Here is a 15,423-nt window from a genome sequence, read left to right as displayed (position 1 = left end):
ATCACGGCTTGCCGATGGGATCTTGGCCGACGGTGATCTCGATCGTGCCGATGCCGTCGACGCCGCCGGTCATCGTCTGGCCGGGCGCCACCGCGCCGACGCCGGCCGGCGTGCCGGTGAAGATCAGGTCGCCCGGCTGTAGTGCAACCGACTCGCTGCAGATCGAAACGATGTCTGATATCGGCCAGATCAGCTCGGCGAGGTCGCCGTCCTGTTTCACCGCGCCGTCGACGGCGAGCCAGATGCGGCCCTTTTGCGGATGGCCGGATTTTGCCGCAGGGACCAGCGGCCCGCACGGCGCCGAGCGGTCGAAAGCCTTCGACCAGTCCCAGGGCCGGGCTGCCTTCTTGGCCTCGTCCTGAAGGTCGCGGCGGGTGAGGTCGATGCCGACGCCGTAGCCCCAGATATGGTCGAGCGCCTCAGCGCGAGGAATGCGGAAGCCGGCCTTGCCGATCGCCGCGACCAGCTCGATCTCGTGATGCAGGTTTTTGGTCAGCGGCGGGTAGGGGATCGTGCTGCCGCTGTCGACCACCGCATCGGCCGGCTTGGTGAAGAAGAAGGGCGGGTCGCGCTCGTCATTGCCGAGTTCGCGGGCGTGGGCGGCGTAGTTGCGGCCGACGCAGAAAATGCGGCGCACCGCAAAACGGGCCGGCGAACCGGCAATGGCGACCGACGGGGTAGCGGGCAAGGGAAGGACGAAGTCTGTCATGCCAGGTCTTTCTGCTTCAGCTGCCGGCACATTTGACCGATTTGAACCGCCGGGCAAGGCATGAGCGTCCGCAAAAGCGCCGGCTCGGCCTTGATTGTTGGAAGAAGTCGGCTTCGCCTCATTTGCCTGAAAAGTCGGCTCCGCCTCCGGGGTTAAGATGGCGATAGACTATTTGCCAATAAGCTGGCCATACCAGCGGGAGTATCGTGCCTAGGGAGGACTGAAACGAGCCCCATGACAGCAATCAACGATCGTGCCCGGTTCCTGATCATCGACGACCACCCGCTGTTTCGCGAGGCGCTGCACAGTGCCGTGCAGATGGCCTATCCCGAAGTCGACACGGTGGAGGCGCGTTCGATCGCCGAGGCGCTCGATCTTCTGGGTGGGATAAAGCCGTTCGATCTGGCGCTGCTCGACCTGTCCATGCCCGACGTGCAGGGTTTCGAAGGGCTGCTGCAGCTCAGGACCCGCCATCCAAGGCTGCCGGTGGTGGTGGTGTCAGGCCACGAGGAGCCGAAAATCATCTCCGAGGCGCTGTCTTACGGGGCGGCGGGCTTCATTCCGAAATCGGCGCGCAAAAGCGATCTTGCCGCCGCCATCCGCTCGGTGATGGAGGGCGCCATCTATGTGCCGGAAAACTACGAGGGACAGCCGCCGGACGCCGACAGCATAGACCGCGCCGACATGGTGCAGCGGCTGGCGAAACTGACGCCGCAGCAACTGCGGGTGCTGCAGATGCTGCGCCAGGGCCTGCTCAACAAGCAGATCGCCTACGAGCTGCAGGTCGGCGAAACGACGGTCAAGGCGCATGTCTCGGAGATCCTGCGCAAGCTCAATGTGTACAGCAGGACGCAAGCGGTGATCGAGGTGTCGAAGCTGGACAATGCGGAGCTGTTTCGGGATCAGGCGGGGTTTTGAGGGGGTATAAATCCCGTTCAGTTTGATCGCCTGAACGTGCCTGACACCATGTCGGCGCGCGTAAGTGTTATTCTCCGTATCCTGTCGGCGTAAGGCTGGTACCCGATGTGTATCGAATGACGCTCCTCGTCATATCTATCCCAAGGGCCATATTCGCCCAGAACTGGGTCGCTATGGGACTTGCCGCTTTTCGAGGGGGCGCCAAGGATGCTTTGAACCTCCCATCGGCCTAGCGAAAAGGGAATGTCGAGCAGCGATTGATCGAAATCGTCTGACTCTACAAATATGGTGTTTATTGTTTCGTCGTTGTCGCAAGTGAACGAAAATCCGTGGCGACCGGCTTCATAGTTTATGCTTTGCTCCGGCAGGTCATCATCAATCGATCGTTCAAAATCCCAATCTTTGAATGGCAGCGAGGTCAAAAGGTGCGTTGCCGGTTTTCCTAGGTAATCAAGAAGGCGCATCAGCCACCCCTAAGCCAGCAAATGCGCCAGCAGCGCCCTTAGCTGCGCCGGCTTCAGCGGCTTGCGCATTAGCTCGATGCCGGCGGCGCGGGCGGCTTTGGCTACGGCTTCGGAGGCGTCGGCGGTGACGATCAGGGCCGGCACGGCGCGGCCGAGATAGTCGCGCACTTCGGCTATTGTTGCGGTGCCGAGGTCGCCGTCGTCGAGATGCTGGTCGGCAATGACGATGTCGGGCACCCAGTCGGTATCGCCGAGCAGGCTCAGTGCATCCTCGGTCGAGGTCGCGGCGCGCACCAGGCATTGCCAGCGCTCGAGCAGGAAGGTCATCGCCTGCAACACATCGGCGTCGTTTTCGACCAGAAGAACCTTGGTGCCGAACAGGCCGTAACCGCGCGGACGCTCCATCTCGGCAAGGCTGGCGATGGCGTCGGCGCTGGCGCCGATGCCGACCGGCACGTCGATGTGGAAGATCGTGCCGCGTCCGACCTTCGAGGAGAACGTCACGGGATGGCCGAGCGCGGCGGCCATACGCCGCACGATGGCAAGGCCGAGCCCCAGCCCGCCGCCGGAGATTCCGGTATCGGCCGGAAAGGCGGAGCCGCGATGGAACTCCTCGAACACTGCCTCGCGCTGGTCTTCAGGAATGCCGCAACCGGTGTCGGCGACATCGATGCGGATGGTGTCGCCGCGATGCCTTGTGCCGACCAGCACGCCACCCGAACGGGTATAGCGCAGCGCATTGGACAGAATGTTCTGCAGGATGCGGCGCAACAGCGTGCGGTCCGAACGCACCACCGCGCTGACCGGGCGGAACTTCAGCGCCAGGCCCTTCATCTCGGCCACCGGCAGGAAATCCGAGCGCAGCGAGGAAAACAGCGTCTCCAGATTGACGTCGCCAATGTCGGGCTGGACCACGCCGGCATCGAGCTTGGAAATGTCGAGCAGCGTGCGCAACAGGTCTTCCATCGTCTCCAGCGAGCGCTCGACCTGGCGGACGAGTTTCTTGCCCTCGTCGCTGGTCTGCACTTCGGCCAGCGCCGAGACCGAGAGGTGGGCGGCGTTGAGCGGCTGCAGCACGTCATGGCTGGCGGCAGCGAGGAACCGGGTCTTGGACAGGTTCGCCAGCTCGGCGTTTTCCTTGGCGGCGCTGAGGTCGATGTTCGACTGCTCCAGCCGGCGCAAAGTGGAATGCAATTCTTCGGTGCGGATGCGCACCCGGTTTTCCAGCGAAATCGCAGTCTGGAACAGCGAGAAGGCGTTGCCTTGCTGGTCCATCGAGCGCTCGACGCGGCTGACCAGGGCGGCGTTGATCTTCTTCAGCCTGTCGACGTCGTCGATGTCCCTGAGCGGCATGGGCCTATTCCGCCGCCTGGCGTTCGCCGAAAGCGATGCCGGTGAAGGTCTGGTTGAGGTGCATCGAGCGGTACTGTTCGCCATAGGTGCCGAAGCCGATGACGTTGCTGGTCCGGTAAAGCTCCGAAATGTCGCGGAAGACCTGGCGGTTGCGTGCATCGAGCCTTCGCAGCACGCAATCGAAACCGAGGATCATGTCGATGCCACCCAGCCGCTCCTCGACGTCGCGCAGTGCGGCACGCGTCGATTCCACCATGTCCTTGGGCTGGGCGATGGACAGCACAACGCCGTCGTCGATGGCGCAGAAGAACGACAGCGAGCCGTCGGGATGCATCTTCTGGATCGAGCGGCAGTAATATTCGCCGCCCACCTTCACCACCACCGGATGCGAGGCGAAGCTCATCGGCGTCAGGGTCTGCGCGACGATGCCGACCGAGGCGGCATATTCCTCGGCCGCATTGGTGGCGTTGAATTCGCGCACGGTGCGGTGGTCGGGATCCGATGCCGTCACCACCAGCTTCTCGTCTGTGGGGACGAAATTGTCGGTCTTGAAGACATGGAAGGGAATTTCGGTTGATATCAGCACGATGATGGCGCTGTCGGAAGCCACCTTCCCGTTCGAGATCAGCCTGGTGGTTTCGAATTTCAAATCGTCGCCCGCCGAACCGCCGATCAGCGGGATGTCGTCCAGCCCCCAATGGATGGCCGAGGTCACCGCTTCCTCGGCAAAGGACAGGCCGTCGATGAAGCAGAGCGCGAAGGTGCTGTTGGAATGGCAACTGCCGATGCGCCCGCGCAGCAGGCGCCGCAAGGCCTCGACTTCACTGGTGATCCTGTCCATGCCCGACGAGGAGAGATTGTCGACCATGGCGCTGACCGCGCAGAATGACGCGGAAGGAAGCAGAAGAGCCAGCACATGGCCTTCCTCCAGGCCCTCCGGGGTGATCTCGCCGGCGGTCGAACAGGCGGCATAGGCCAACGTGGGCGCATGGGTCTTCAGCGCTTGCGACAGGGCGGCAGCGTCGACCAGGCTCTGCGAGAAGAACAGCAGCGCAAAGCCTGCGTTGATGGCAGCGGCCTCGGTGGCGACCGCCCGGGCGAATGCATCCATGTCAGGCTCGTCTGTGGTGAGCGCCGACAGACCGGATGCATAGCTCGTCCGTGAACTGGCCAGCAGCTTTCTCCGCATTCCTCCGACGCATTTTGGTGTGCGCCTGTTTTTATGTCTTTTGGCGCCAGCGTCGATGGTATTGTTGCCTTCAATCCGCGCTTTGGCAATGGGGCGGACGGGCTCATGATTTTCGTTTTGTCCATGTCCGAAAGTACAATGAGCACCGTGTGTTTTTTGCGTGTTGTGCGGTGTACGAATAGCGCATGGCCGAGCGCCAAAGCCGCATCGGCAGCATGATTACCGAGGTTATACCCAGGGAGGATGCATGTCGGACGTTTCGTTTGTCGTGAACGGAAAACGGGTCAGCGGCGCTGCCGAGGACCGAACGCTTCTGGTTCATTTCCTGCGCGAAAATCTTGGTCTCACCGGAACGCATGTCGGTTGCGATACCTCGCAATGCGGCGCCTGCGTCGTGCATGTCGACGGCAGGGCGGTGAAGTCCTGTTCGATGCTGGCCGTGCAGGCCTCCGGGTCGACCGTGGTGACGATCGAAGGGCTCGCCAACGGCGCCGACCTGCATCCGGTGCAGGCTGCGTTCAAGGAACATCACGGTCTGCAATGCGGCTTCTGCACGCCGGGCATGATCATGACGGCGACCGACATGATCGCGCGTCATCCCGAAGGCCTCGACGAGGCAACGGTTCGCACCGAGCTCGAAGGCAACATCTGCCGCTGCACCGGCTACCACAACATAGTCAAGGCGATCCTCGCCGCATCGAAGACGATGGCGAAGGCGTCGAAGGGCAAGGCGAAACAGGCAGCTTAGGCAGTAGGCAATAGGGGGTAGGGCAAGACGGCGATGCGACACCGCGGCCCTATTTCCCTACTGCCTAATCCCTACTGCCTATTCTCTTAAATTCCGGAGGAATTCCTATGGGCATTGAAGGTATTGGCGCACGCGTTGCGCGCAAGGAAGACAAAAGGTTCATCACCGGCGCCGGCCGTTATGTCGACGACATGGTGGTGCCCGGCATGAAGCATGCCGCTTTCGTGCGCAGCCCGCACGCGCACGCGCAGATCAAGAAGATCGACGTCAAGAAGGCGCAGGCCATGCCCGGCGTCATCGGTGTCTTGACCGGCAAGGAACTCAAGGCCGACGGCATCGGCAACCTGATCTGCGGCTGGATGATCCACTCCAAGGACGGCTCGCCGATGAAGATGGGGGCCTGGTCGCCGCTCGCCGTCGACAAGGTGCGCTATGTCGGCGACGCCATCGTCATCGTCGTGGCGGAAACCAAGGGCCAGGCGCGTGATGCGGCCGAGGCCGTCGAGATCACCTACAAGGAATTGAAGGCGGTGGTCGATGCCACCAAGGCGCTGCAAAAAGGCGCCCCGCAGGTCCATGCCGAGGCCGAGGACAATCTTATCTTCGACTGGGAGATCGGCGACGCCAAGGCGACCGATGCTGCGATCAAAGCCGCTGCCCATGTCACCCGCATGAAGATCGTCAACAACCGGTTGGTTCCCAACGCCATGGAGCCGCGTGCCGCCCTTGGCCACTACGACAAGGCCGAGGACCACTTCACCTGCTGGACAACCTCGCAGAACCCGCATGTCGCGCGGCTGGTGATGAGCGCCTTCTACAATGTCGCGCCGGAAAACAAACTGCGCGTCATTGCGCCCGATGTCGGCGGCGGCTTCGGCTCGAAGATCTACATCTACCCGGAAGAAATCGTCTGCCTGTGGGCATCGAAGAAAACCGGCGTGCCGGTCAAATGGGTGGCCGACCGCACCGAAAGCTTCCTTACCGACGCGCATGGCCGCGACCATGTCTCGACGGTCGAAATGGCGTTCGACAAGAACAACCGGATCACCGGCTTCAAGGTCGACACCATTGCCAATCTCGGCGCCTACATGTCGCTGTTCTCGTCCTGCGTGCCGACCTATCTCTACGCGACGCTGCTGTCGGGCCAGTACAACATCCCGACGATCCACGCCAATGTGCGCACCGTCTACACCAACACCGCACCCGTCGATGCCTACCGTGGGGCAGGGCGGCCGGAGGCGACCTATCTGCTGGAACGCACCATGGAGACGGCGGCGCGCGAACTCGGCGTGTCGCCGGCCGAACTTCGGCGCACCAACTTCATCACCACCTTCCCGCATCAGACGCCGGTGATCATGAATTATGACGCCGGCGACTATGGCGCTTCGCTCGATGCGGCGACAAAGGCGTCCGACTATGCCGGCTTTGCCAAGCGCAAGACGGCGGCCGCCAAGCAAGGCAAGCTGCGCGGCATCGGCATGAGCTGCTACATCGAGGCTTGCGGCATTGCGCCGTCGGCGGCGGTCGGTTCACTCGGCGCCGGCGTCGGTCTGTGGGAATCGGCCGAAGTGCGGGTCAACGCCGTCGGCACGATCGAAGTGCTGACCGGCTCGCACAGCCATGGCCAGGGCCATGAGACGACCTTCGCGCAGTTGGTCAACCAGCGTTTTGGCGTGCCGATCGACTCGGTCTCGATCGTCCATGGCGACACCGACAAGGTGCAGATGGGCATGGGCACCTACGGCTCGCGCTCGGGCGCCGTCGGCATGTCGGCAATCGCCAAGGCGCTCGACAAGGTCGAGGCCAAGGCCAAGAAGATCGCAGCGCATCTGCTCGAGGCCGACGAGGGCGACATTGTCATCGAGAATGGCGAGGTCAAGGTTGCCGGCACCGACAAGAGCCTACCCTGGTTCCAGGTGGCGCTTGCCGCCTACACCGCCCACAATCTGCCGGCAGGCATGGAGCCCGGCTTGAAGGAAACAGCCTTCTACGATCCGGCGAACTTCACCTTCCCGGCCGGCTGCTACATCTGCGAGGTCGAGATCGATCCGGAAACCGGCACGACCGAGATCGTCCAGTTCGTCGCTGCGGACGATTTCGGCAACATCATCAATCCGATGATCGTTGAGGGCCAGGTGCATGGCGGTATCGCCCAGGGCATCGGCCAGGCGCTTCTGGAGGGTGCGCATTACGACGCCAGCGGGCAGCTGCTGACCGCGAGCTATATGGATTATACGATGCCTCGCGCGGGCGATCTGCCGTCGTTCAAGGTCTCGACCTCCAACACGCCGTGCCCGAGCAATCCGCTCGGCATCAAGGGCTGCGGCGAGGCCGGCGCGATCGGCTCGCCGCCGGCAGTCATCAACGCCATCACCGACGCCATCGGGATTGTCGACATTGCCATGCCGGCCTCGCCGTCGACGGTGTGGGCGGCGATTAGGGCGGCGAAATGAGTGAGTAGGGAGTAGTGAGTAGCGAATAGGGAAGCACGCAGCAGCGACCATTCCCTACCGACTACTCCCTACTCACTACTGCCTAACCACTTCAGGGGAGGATCCCATGTACGCAGTCAATTACCACCGCGCCGCCTCGGTCGCTGACGCCGCCAAGCTGATGAAAAGCGGCGACGCCAAGCTTTTGTCGGGCGGCATGACACTGATCCCGGCGATGAAGACACGGCTTGCCGCCCCTTCCGACCTGGTCGACCTGTCGCGAATCAAGGATCTGCAGGGCGTCAAGGTATCGGGCAAGACCGTCACCATCGGCGCCGCCACCACCCACCACGACGTCGCCAATGACGAGAAGCTGCGAAAGGCCTGTCCGGCGCTGGCGCATCTGGCGTCGCTGATCGGTGATCCGGCGGTGCGCCACAAGGGCACGATCGGCGGTTCGGTCGCCAACAACGATCCGGCCGCCGATTATCCGGCGGCACTCCTGGCGCTCGGCGCCACCATCGTCACCAACAAGCGCGAGATCGCGGCTGCGAAATTCTTCACCGGCCTGTTCGAGACGGCGCTGAAAGACGGCGAGATCATCACCGCGGTCAGTTTCACCGCGCCGGCCAGGGCGGCTTACGAAAAATTCCGCAATCCGGCCTCGCGCTACGCGATCGTCGGCGTGTTCGTGGCCAAGGGCAAGGACGGGGTCAGCGTTGCCGTCACCGGCGCCGGCGATGAGGGTGTGTTCCGCTCCAAGGAGATCGAGGCCGCACTGGCGAAGAACTTTGCCGCATCGGCGCTCGAGGGCTTGAAAGTGCCGGCGAAGAACTTGATGACCGACATTCACGCTTCGGCCGAATACCGCGCCAGCCTGATCGCAGTGATGGCAAAACGCGCGGTGGCGGCCGCCAGCGCCTGAGTTTTTCTGACATGAGTGACTGGAAAGGGGCCTTCGCGGCCCCTTTTTATACGCTCAAGCTTACGCTCGCCTGGCTGCTCGTCGGCTTTCCGCTGCTGTGGGGGTTCTGGATGACCATCAACAGCGCCATGGCGCTGTTCCAGTAGCGGTCAGCGAGGCGGCATCAGGCCGCTTCGCCCTTGTTCTGCGCCGCGAGATAGCGGCGCAGGCCGGCTTCGCCGCGCGGCGTCGTCCAGCGATGGTTCCAGGCAAAGGCCGGCCTGAGCAACGGCGCCAGGAATTTGAGGATCGGCCTCTCGACCGTCACCTGCCAGACGAGATCGACGTGGGTGCCGGTTCCCGAAGGCGACAGTTCCGCTCGCCACAAGCCATCGAAATCGCCGAAGGTCTTGACCACCACCAGCCGGCCGGGCTCGAGCTCGGCCGCCTCGACGATGAAGTTCAATTCATAGGGCAGGGCGCCGCGCGCCCGGGCTTTGGCGCGCGAGCCGACGACGCCCTTGACCTTGCGGTCGAGCGGCACGACCTCCTTGTAGACGTCGCCCCACCACATCGGCAGCAATTCGGCATCGGAGAGTACGTCCCAGACCTGTTGCGGCGTCGCCTCGGGAATGTCCCAGCTTTCGTTGAAGCGGAAGACGTTGCTTGGCATGGTGTTTCGCCCCCGGCTGGCGGAAGCCGTTATATTAGCCTTGGCTTGCTTGTGGCGCCAGAGCCGCCTGTGTCAGCCGGCGATCTGCCTGAGGTAGTAGCGCACCGCCTTCTTGCCGCCATGGATCACCGCGCCGCCGACCTCGGCAAAGCCGAGCGCGGCGTGGAAGGCGTCCGAAGCCGGATTGGGCGGGTCGGCATTGACCTCGCAGGTGACGATGCTGTGGCCGGCGCGGGCGGCCTCTGCGAACAGATCCTCATAGAGCCGGCGGGCATGGCCGCGGCCGCGGGCCTCGCCGGCAACGACGACGCGGTCGACATAGACGAAGCGTGGATAGCGCGATCGGAACCAGAGGAAATTCGGGCTGTCGTAGCGGGCATCCTGATCGAAGGTCATGATGAAGGCTTCAAGCGCGCCGATGCGCCTGATGTAAAACGCTTCGCCAAGCAGGAAGGACAGCCGTTCGGGTTCGAGCCATGACAGTTCGGCCGCATGCTCATTGTTGAGCGCGAGGGTCGCCGGTTCGTCCTGGGGCGAGACGCGGCTGATCGGCGCGGCCGTCATGTCCTGGCCGCCGCAATCGTCGCCGCCACCAGCGCCGCGTCGGTCACCGTGGTGCGGTACTCGCGGTCGAGATCGGTGCCGCCCATGCCGACTTGCGGATTGCGGTAGGCCATTGCACTCGGTACGTCCTTGAGTGAGGCGAAATGCATTTCGGCAAGCCCGGTTTCAGCCAGCACCCCTCCGATATTGTCGGGGTCGAGCGCGCCGCAGCCGAGAATGATGATGCGGCTGCCGGCCTGGCGGACCAGCTCCGCCAACAGGCCGGCGCCCTCCACCGCGGTGTCTCTCTGGCCGCTGGTCAGCACGCGGCCGACCTTGCAGCGGATCAGCGCTTCCAGCGCCTCGGCGGGGTCGCGAGTCATATCGAAGGCGCGGTGGCAGGTGACGGCGAGCGGACCGGCCGCCTGCACCAATGCGCCCATGCGCGCCTCGTCGATGGTGCCGTCCGCATTGAGGCAGCCGACGACGACGCCGGCGACGCCGAGATCGCGAAGTGCTGCGACATCGGCGAGCATCGAGCGGTATTCGGTCTCGCTGTAGAGGAAATCGCCGCCGCGCGGCCGCACGATGACATGGAAGGGAATGGTCGCGCTCTCGAGTGCGGCGCGCACCGTGCCGAGGCTGGGCGTGATGCCGCCTTCAACCAGGCTGGCGCAGAGCTCGACCCGGTCGGCGCCGGCGGCCTGCGCCGCCAGCAATCCGTCGATGCCTTCGACGCAGATTTCGATCAGGGGGCGAGCATTTCCGGCCAAGGGGCGATCCTTCGTGATTACAGACGGCCAGCCCTAGCATCGGCTCGGTTGCCGGGAAAGCGGAACAGCCAATCGCTGCTTGGGCCAGCCGGCAACCCGGCCGCTTTTATTGGCGCAGCACCGTGTTCTTGGCGCCTTGCTCGACCTGATCGATGACCAGGAGCTTGACCGGGCCGTCGCCGATATTGGTCGCCTGGTGCCACTGGCCGATCATCTCGACGATGAAATCGCCAGTCTTGTAGGTGTTGCTGTTGCCGGTCTCGACATTCGTCACCTTGAGCGTTCCGGCCTCGACATAGGCGTAGCGGGCAAACGGGTGCTTGTGCACCGGCAGCGTGGCGCCCACCGCAATATCGTAGGTCGAGACCAGCACCTGGACATTTTTCTGCGGCAGCACGATCGGCTGGCCGGAGGCGGTCTGGGTGCGATCGGCCAGGGGCGTCACGACGACCGGTGGGCTGGAACTGTCCAGTGCCGCAGCAGGGTTTGCAGACAACGCTGCCGTGAGCAGCAGTGCCGATGCCAGAATCTTTCGCATGGTTCCTCCGATTTCTGCCGTCACGCCGCGCGGCGCCAAAGTTCTACCTGTCGTCAGTTAGCGATTGATGGAGACATAAATTCATCCACCCGTGCCATCATCCATCATCGTATTCGTGAGTTTCTCATAGATGTTGCTGCATGTCTGAGACCGCGGGCAGTGTTTTACGATGAGCACCGGGACGGCAGTCAGTGCGGCGGCGACCAGCATTTGCAGGAAGAGAGAAGGCTCGAACCGTTTGCCGAACAAGGCCCGGCAAGCGAAGTAGAGGCTTTGCGCCAAGGATGCCCAGACAAGGACATGCAACAGCGTGCTGGTCGCTCTCGCATAGGGCGTTATGTATCCGTCGGGAAAGCCAACCATCCCAAGGTCGACGAGCCATTGCAAAGCCAGCAGGCAGGACAGACACGCCCATAGAACGAGCGTTGCGCGGACGCCCAGGGATTTGCTGCGATCAACGCTCATATGCAATCGAAGCACAACTGGGCGCTGCCTTCCAGAGCGGCTGCTGCGTGCCTTGGAGCGGCGCCTATTTTAGCGTCCGCAGCGTGATGGAATAGCGGTGCCCGGCGACCGGCGGAATGCTGTGTTCCCATTCGTGACGCGCCGGACCGTCCATGAGATCGACGGACCTCGGCCCGACCTCGATCGTCTCACGGTCCCATTTCACGCCATTTTTACAGCGCAGCCGAAAGCTGCACGGCGCCAGCAGCGACACCGCCGGCGACAAGTTCGAGGCGCGGCACGCCGGCCACTTTCATTGCTATCCTCCTATTCTTTAGACCGACGGGTTGATGCCCGCAGCCCTTAACTTCGCGCCGAGATTTGCGCGGGTCGCGCAGGCAGCCTTGTCGCCGGCGACGCATTTGTTGTTGGCATCTTTCCAGTCCAGAAGCGCCGTGTTGATCCAGCTACCAGGCGCGCGAGTTATCCCATAGGGTGTCGGTGGCGCACCAGCAGCGACCGCTGCCACGGCGGCGGTTCCCTGGCCGTGAGGCGCGCGTTTCCATCCACTCAGGATAAGGCAGTTCTTCATGTACTGATCTTCGGCGGCTAGGTTGCCGAGAGCATTGCCAATCCCGGCCCCTGCCACAAAGCCCGGAGATCCGATGGCAATATAGCCTTGGTCTACCGACCCCTTGTGCATCTCGCATTGAGCATGGGCGACGTCGAAACTCGGCCCGTAACCGATCTGCATATAGTCTGCTTGATTGCTAGTCTGACAGCCGCACAGCGCGGCACTGGCACAAAGTGCCATCAAAGCCTTTATTCTCATCCCCCAGCCCTCCCACGGCTTAGGGTTAAGCATCTCTTAAAGTGAATATTTGTGCAAGGGTGTCTCGCGCTGCACTGGTAAACGCGGCAGCCAAGTGTAGCAAAGTCCGCAACGGTCTCGCGCACGCAAGAGTATGACCGCACGAATGGCGAGGCATTGTTTGCTTGATGGCGGTCACCGCGTATTTCGAGGCCGGATCGGTGGTAGGGGCACTTTCGAGGGCAGGGAAGGCGCGCTGGTCTGAGGCAGCGCGTCCGTCGATGTCATCGTGGGCGCCAGACCATCATTGAAGCGAGGGTCGCTAGAAGGCAACCACGGGGAAGTCCGCGGGAACCCCAAGATACACCTGTCCGAAGGTCCCATATCGAAGCTCCGAGGCGAAGACATGGTGTCTCATCGTCTGAACATCCCGGAAGCAACGTTCTAGCGGGTTGGTGGCTCGAAACGCCGTCGTTCCCGCGATGCTGCAGGCCAGATCTACCGCCTGGACGGCGCTGCTCATCGCGTGGGCCATCGCGAGCAGGATGTCCGCCTTCTGCTCCAGCGAGTGGGCGTCGCCGTCGATGCATCGACGCCAGGCTTCGCTCAGTGTGTCAAGAAGCAACAAGCGCCCTGAGCGCAGGATCGCTTCCGCGCGGCCCAGCTGGATTTGGGCCAACGCGCGTTCCTTCAGTGGGCCGCTTGATGCCACCGGAGTCTTGGTCCGGGCCAGTTCGGTCACCTCGTCGAGAGCTCGTCGCGCCACCCCCAGCATTGGCGTCGGGATACCGGACGCCGCCGCGCCCACGAGCGGGAGTCGATACAGCGGGCCCCGATAGTGCGAGCCTGGCTCGAAGTCCGGCACCATCGGGAAGGTCCTGCACTTGGGCACGTACATGTCGGTCACCGAGATGTCGTGGCTGCCCGTGCCCCGCATCCCCATGACGTTCCACGTATCGATGATTTCGCACTCCTCGCTGGGGAAGTAGACCATGCGCACCTCGGGCTCGCCTCCGGCGGATTCGTCGTCATCCACGAGGACCGTCGACGAGATCCAGTCGGCGTCATGACAGTTGCTGACGAACGGCGCTCGACCGGAGATGCGGTAGCCGCCATTGGTCGACGTCGCCTTCAGTGGGCGGCCGAACTGGGCAGCGATGAGGATGTCGGCTCCGCGGCGGTAGATCTCCTCGGCTCCCTCGTCGGGGAGACGACAACAAAAGAAGGCCCAGTCCAGAGGGTTCTCCAGAGTCCACGCCGCGGCAGAGTCGTAGCGACCGACTTCCTCACCGACGAGGGCCCGAGTGACGGGGTCGGTTTCCAACCCCCCGAGTGAACGGGGAGTTGTCATTCGCAGGAGGCCCGTCTCGCGCAGTGCATCCAAGACCGGCTGGGACAGGCGTCGTTCGCGCTCTGCTTCCTCGCTGTGCTCCCGAATGATCGGAGCGATCTCCCGCGCCGCGTCGATCAGCGACGTGTCGGGCTCCCAATGCATATGCCTTGTTCCTTGCGTCAAGGTAAGTCCGGTCATCACGCTCGCCTCCCGTTCGCCGGAGCGATGTTCTGGTTGATGTGGAAGAGGTTGTCCGGGTCATAGGTCGCCTTTACGGCTGCGAGCCGCTCATAGTTGGCGCCATAGTTTGCGGGCGCACGGTGGTGGTCGTCGCCGGACATGAAGTTGACGTAGCCCCCATCGCTGCCCGAGTGGGGATGAATAGCCGCGTAGTAGTCCTTCACCCACCGGATGTTGGCCTCGCTATCGGCAGGGTCGGACCATATTCCGACAACGACCGGCGCAAAGTTCTTGTCCCGGTGTCCGAAGGCGGTCTCGTCGGCGCCGACCCGTTGCGCCGCACCGTTGATCGGATGCAGATGCATGCTCGAGCTGATGTGCGGTGTCTTCTTGCCGTGCTCGACGTGAGCAGCGATCGCCTCGTCGGTAAGCTCGGTGATGAAGTCAGCCTTCCAGTAATGCTGCATGCCTTTTGGAACCATCCCGTCGAAGGCGCTTTGCAGAGCCGGGAACGGCATAACGTCGACCTGCTCGGCTTTCACTTCGGCGACGTCGCGTAGCGGCTTGAGTACTCGCTCAGCCTCCTCGTGTGGGCCGTTCCAGCAAGTGACCAGTACACAGAACAGGTCTCCGACCCGGTCCTTGGGGATAAACGGCAGGTCGGGCGCGATCTGCCAGCCGAAAAAGCATCCGAGCTGCTCAGGCGCTTGCGCAATGAATTCGCGGTAGCACTGCAGGACCGCCGCGGCATCGTCGAACTCGTAGAATATGGGGCCGCCCACGATGTCACCGACCTCGTGGAGCTGAAACTCGAAGCTGGTGACCACACCGAAGTTGCCGCCGCCGCCGCGCAAGGCCCAGAACAAATCTTCGTTCTGATAATCGCTCGCGGTGACTTGCCGACCATCGGCGAGAACGACATCGGCCGACAGCAGGTTGTCGATGGAGAGACCGACGCCGCGGGTCAGATAGCCGATGCCGCCGCCCAGCGTCAGGCCACCAACCCCGGTCGTCGAGATGATCCCGCCGGGCGCCGCCAGGCCGAACGGGTAGGTCGCATGGTCGACATCACCCCACGTCGCGCCGCCCCCGACCCGGGCGACCTTCTTGATCGGGTCGACTCGAACGTCTTTCATCTTCGACAGGTCGATGACCAGACCGTCTTCCACCGTGCCGAACCCGGGAACGCTGTGGCCCCCACCACGAATTGCCACGTCGAGGCCGGCGTCGCGGCCAGCAGCGACCGCGGCCATCACGTCGGCCGAATCCACGCACTGGATGACGGCGCGGGGCTTGCGGTCATGCATGGCGTTGTAGACAGCGCGAGCCTCGTCGTAGTCAGAACCCGAGCGGGTGATGACGCGACCTCGCACCGTTTCGGTCAACGCCTCGATTTTGTTGCTCATTGGGC

18 protein-coding genes are annotated in these 15,423 nt (G+C 63.1%); 5 read left to right on the top strand and 13 right to left on the bottom strand.

Translation table 11 applies throughout. The features are described 5' to 3' along the window. Position 1: 1 nt before the first annotated feature. Positions 2 to 709 (bottom strand): fumarylacetoacetate hydrolase family protein, encoded by a 708-nt coding sequence (locus tag FJV77_RS01635; RefSeq protein WP_142865115.1) that lies wholly within the window; start codon positions 707 to 709, stop codon positions 2 to 4. A 234-nt stretch (positions 710 to 943) separates the two neighbouring features. On the opposite strand from FJV77_RS01635, the gene FJV77_RS01630 reads away from it, so the two are divergent. Beyond that, a complete protein-coding gene (locus FJV77_RS01630) occupies positions 944 to 1,627 on the top strand; it encodes a response regulator transcription factor (protein WP_142865114.1) in 684 nt (227 codons plus the stop codon). A gap of 17 nt (positions 1,628 to 1,644) precedes the next feature. On the opposite strand, the gene FJV77_RS01625 is transcribed toward FJV77_RS01630, so the two are convergent. The 3 genes from FJV77_RS01625 to FJV77_RS01615 are packed head-to-tail and all read right to left on the bottom strand — an operon-like array spanning position 1,645 to position 4,555. Continuing rightward, complete coding sequence (locus tag FJV77_RS01625) at positions 1,645 to 2,091, bottom strand: hypothetical protein (protein WP_142865113.1); 447 nt, start codon at positions 2,089 to 2,091, stop codon at positions 1,645 to 1,647. A 9-nt stretch (positions 2,092 to 2,100) separates the two neighbouring features. After that, positions 2,101 to 3,444 (bottom strand): hybrid sensor histidine kinase/response regulator, encoded by a 1,344-nt coding sequence (locus FJV77_RS01620; protein ID WP_142865112.1) that lies wholly within the window; start codon positions 3,442 to 3,444, stop codon positions 2,101 to 2,103. Positions 3,445 to 3,448: 4 nt separating this feature from the next. Beyond that, the gene (locus FJV77_RS01615; RefSeq protein ID WP_246691109.1) at positions 3,449 to 4,555 is read right to left on the bottom strand and encodes an FIST signal transduction protein; all 1,107 of its coding nucleotides are present in this window, start codon (positions 4,553 to 4,555) and stop codon (positions 3,449 to 3,451) included. Positions 4,556 to 4,880: 325 nt separating this feature from the next. On the opposite strand from FJV77_RS01615, the gene FJV77_RS01610 reads away from it, so the two are divergent. The 4 genes from FJV77_RS01610 (at position 4,881) to FJV77_RS33205 (ending at position 8,884) form a co-directional block, all read left to right on the top strand. Then, positions 4,881 to 5,381: a (2Fe-2S)-binding protein gene (locus tag FJV77_RS01610; RefSeq protein WP_142865110.1), complete on the top strand. Its 501-nt coding sequence runs from the start codon at positions 4,881 to 4,883 to the stop codon at positions 5,379 to 5,381. 107 nt (positions 5,382 to 5,488) lie between these two features. Beyond that, a complete protein-coding gene (locus tag FJV77_RS01605; RefSeq protein ID WP_142865109.1) occupies positions 5,489 to 7,834 on the top strand; it encodes a xanthine dehydrogenase family protein molybdopterin-binding subunit in 2,346 nt (781 codons plus the stop codon). A gap of 106 nt (positions 7,835 to 7,940) precedes the next feature. Then, the gene (locus FJV77_RS01600) at positions 7,941 to 8,738 is read left to right on the top strand and encodes a xanthine dehydrogenase family protein subunit M (RefSeq protein ID WP_142865108.1); all 798 of its coding nucleotides are present in this window, start codon (positions 7,941 to 7,943) and stop codon (positions 8,736 to 8,738) included. Positions 8,739 to 8,749: 11 nt separating this feature from the next. Beyond that, positions 8,750 to 8,884, top strand: coding sequence for a hypothetical protein (locus tag FJV77_RS33205; protein ID WP_281408558.1), 135 nt, complete (start codon positions 8,750 to 8,752; stop codon positions 8,882 to 8,884). Between the two features lie 17 nt (positions 8,885 to 8,901). Here the strand turns inward: FJV77_RS33205 and FJV77_RS01595 are convergent, their stop codons facing one another. The 9 genes from FJV77_RS01595 to FJV77_RS01555 all read right to left on the bottom strand — a co-directional run bounded on the left by FJV77_RS01595 (position 8,902) and on the right by FJV77_RS01555 (position 15,418). Continuing rightward, entirely contained in the window at positions 8,902 to 9,390 is a 489-nt protein-coding gene (locus FJV77_RS01595; protein ID WP_142865107.1) for an SRPBCC family protein, read from the bottom strand. 72 nt (positions 9,391 to 9,462) lie between these two features. Continuing rightward, positions 9,463 to 9,954: a GNAT family N-acetyltransferase gene (locus FJV77_RS01590; protein ID WP_142865106.1), complete on the bottom strand. Its 492-nt coding sequence runs from the start codon at positions 9,952 to 9,954 to the stop codon at positions 9,463 to 9,465. Beyond that, positions 9,951 to 10,706, bottom strand: a complete 756-nt coding sequence (locus tag FJV77_RS01585; RefSeq protein ID WP_142865105.1) for a copper homeostasis protein CutC — start codon at positions 10,704 to 10,706, stop codon at positions 9,951 to 9,953. Before FJV77_RS01585 ends, FJV77_RS01590 begins: the two co-directional genes overlap by 4 nt. Before the next feature lie 106 nt (positions 10,707 to 10,812). Then, entirely contained in the window at positions 10,813 to 11,244 is a 432-nt protein-coding gene (locus tag FJV77_RS01580; protein WP_142865104.1) for a cupin domain-containing protein, read from the bottom strand. A gap of 81 nt (positions 11,245 to 11,325) precedes the next feature. Continuing rightward, entirely contained in the window at positions 11,326 to 11,709 is a 384-nt protein-coding gene (locus tag FJV77_RS01575; RefSeq protein WP_142865103.1) for a hypothetical protein, read from the bottom strand. A gap of 64 nt (positions 11,710 to 11,773) precedes the next feature. Then, positions 11,774 to 11,914, bottom strand: a complete 141-nt coding sequence (locus FJV77_RS01570; RefSeq protein ID WP_246691108.1) for a hypothetical protein — start codon at positions 11,912 to 11,914, stop codon at positions 11,774 to 11,776. A gap of 108 nt (positions 11,915 to 12,022) precedes the next feature. After that, positions 12,023 to 12,520, bottom strand: a complete 498-nt coding sequence (locus FJV77_RS01565; protein ID WP_142865102.1) for a hypothetical protein — start codon at positions 12,518 to 12,520, stop codon at positions 12,023 to 12,025. A 301-nt stretch (positions 12,521 to 12,821) separates the two neighbouring features. Beyond that, entirely contained in the window at positions 12,822 to 13,994 is a 1,173-nt protein-coding gene (locus FJV77_RS01560; protein WP_185970165.1) for an acyl-CoA dehydrogenase family protein, read from the bottom strand. A 35-nt stretch (positions 13,995 to 14,029) separates the two neighbouring features. Then, entirely contained in the window at positions 14,030 to 15,418 is a 1,389-nt protein-coding gene (locus tag FJV77_RS01555; RefSeq protein ID WP_142865100.1) for an FAD-binding oxidoreductase, read from the bottom strand. Positions 15,419 to 15,423 lie beyond the last annotated feature (5 nt).

It is taken from the genome of Mesorhizobium sp. WSM4306 (assembly GCF_007003975.1).
GTDB lineage: Bacteria > Pseudomonadota > Alphaproteobacteria > Rhizobiales > Rhizobiaceae > Mesorhizobium.
This window is presented reverse-complemented; position numbering and strand designations above follow the sequence as displayed.

What these genes read in the sequence shown, in the direction of transcription:
- FJV77_RS01635 (WP_142865115.1), bottom strand. Translation starts at nt 709, where the DNA reads ATGACAGACTTCGTCCTTCCCTTGCCCGCTACCCCGTCGGTCGCCATT.
- FJV77_RS01630 (WP_142865114.1), top strand. Translation starts at nt 944, where the DNA reads ATGACAGCAATCAACGATCGTGCCCGGTTCCTGATCATCGACGACCAC.
- FJV77_RS01625 (WP_142865113.1), bottom strand. Translation starts at nt 2,091, where the DNA reads ATGCGCCTTCTTGATTACCTAGGAAAACCGGCAACGCACCTTTTGACC.
- FJV77_RS01620 (WP_142865112.1), bottom strand. Translation starts at nt 3,444, where the DNA reads ATGCCGCTCAGGGACATCGACGACGTCGACAGGCTGAAGAAGATCAAC.
- FJV77_RS01615 (WP_246691109.1), bottom strand. Translation starts at nt 4,555, where the DNA reads ATGGATGCATTCGCCCGGGCGGTCGCCACCGAGGCCGCTGCCATCAAC.
- FJV77_RS01610 (WP_142865110.1), top strand. Translation starts at nt 4,881, where the DNA reads ATGTCGGACGTTTCGTTTGTCGTGAACGGAAAACGGGTCAGCGGCGCT.
- FJV77_RS01605 (WP_142865109.1), top strand. Translation starts at nt 5,489, where the DNA reads ATGGGCATTGAAGGTATTGGCGCACGCGTTGCGCGCAAGGAAGACAAA.
- FJV77_RS01600 (WP_142865108.1), top strand. Translation starts at nt 7,941, where the DNA reads ATGTACGCAGTCAATTACCACCGCGCCGCCTCGGTCGCTGACGCCGCC.
- FJV77_RS33205 (WP_281408558.1), top strand. Translation starts at nt 8,750, where the DNA reads ATGAGTGACTGGAAAGGGGCCTTCGCGGCCCCTTTTTATACGCTCAAG.
- FJV77_RS01595 (WP_142865107.1), bottom strand. Translation starts at nt 9,390, where the DNA reads ATGCCAAGCAACGTCTTCCGCTTCAACGAAAGCTGGGACATTCCCGAG.
- FJV77_RS01590 (WP_142865106.1), bottom strand. Translation starts at nt 9,954, where the DNA reads ATGACGGCCGCGCCGATCAGCCGCGTCTCGCCCCAGGACGAACCGGCG.
- FJV77_RS01580 (WP_142865104.1), bottom strand. Translation starts at nt 11,244, where the DNA reads ATGCGAAAGATTCTGGCATCGGCACTGCTGCTCACGGCAGCGTTGTCT.
- FJV77_RS01575 (WP_142865103.1), bottom strand. Translation starts at nt 11,709, where the DNA reads ATGAGCGTTGATCGCAGCAAATCCCTGGGCGTCCGCGCAACGCTCGTT.
- FJV77_RS01565 (WP_142865102.1), bottom strand. Translation starts at nt 12,520, where the DNA reads ATGAGAATAAAGGCTTTGATGGCACTTTGTGCCAGTGCCGCGCTGTGC.
- FJV77_RS01560 (WP_185970165.1), bottom strand. Translation starts at nt 13,994, where the DNA reads ATGCATTGGGAGCCCGACACGTCGCTGATCGACGCGGCGCGGGAGATC.
- FJV77_RS01555 (WP_142865100.1), bottom strand. Translation starts at nt 15,418, where the DNA reads ATGAGCAACAAAATCGAGGCGTTGACCGAAACGGTGCGAGGTCGCGTC.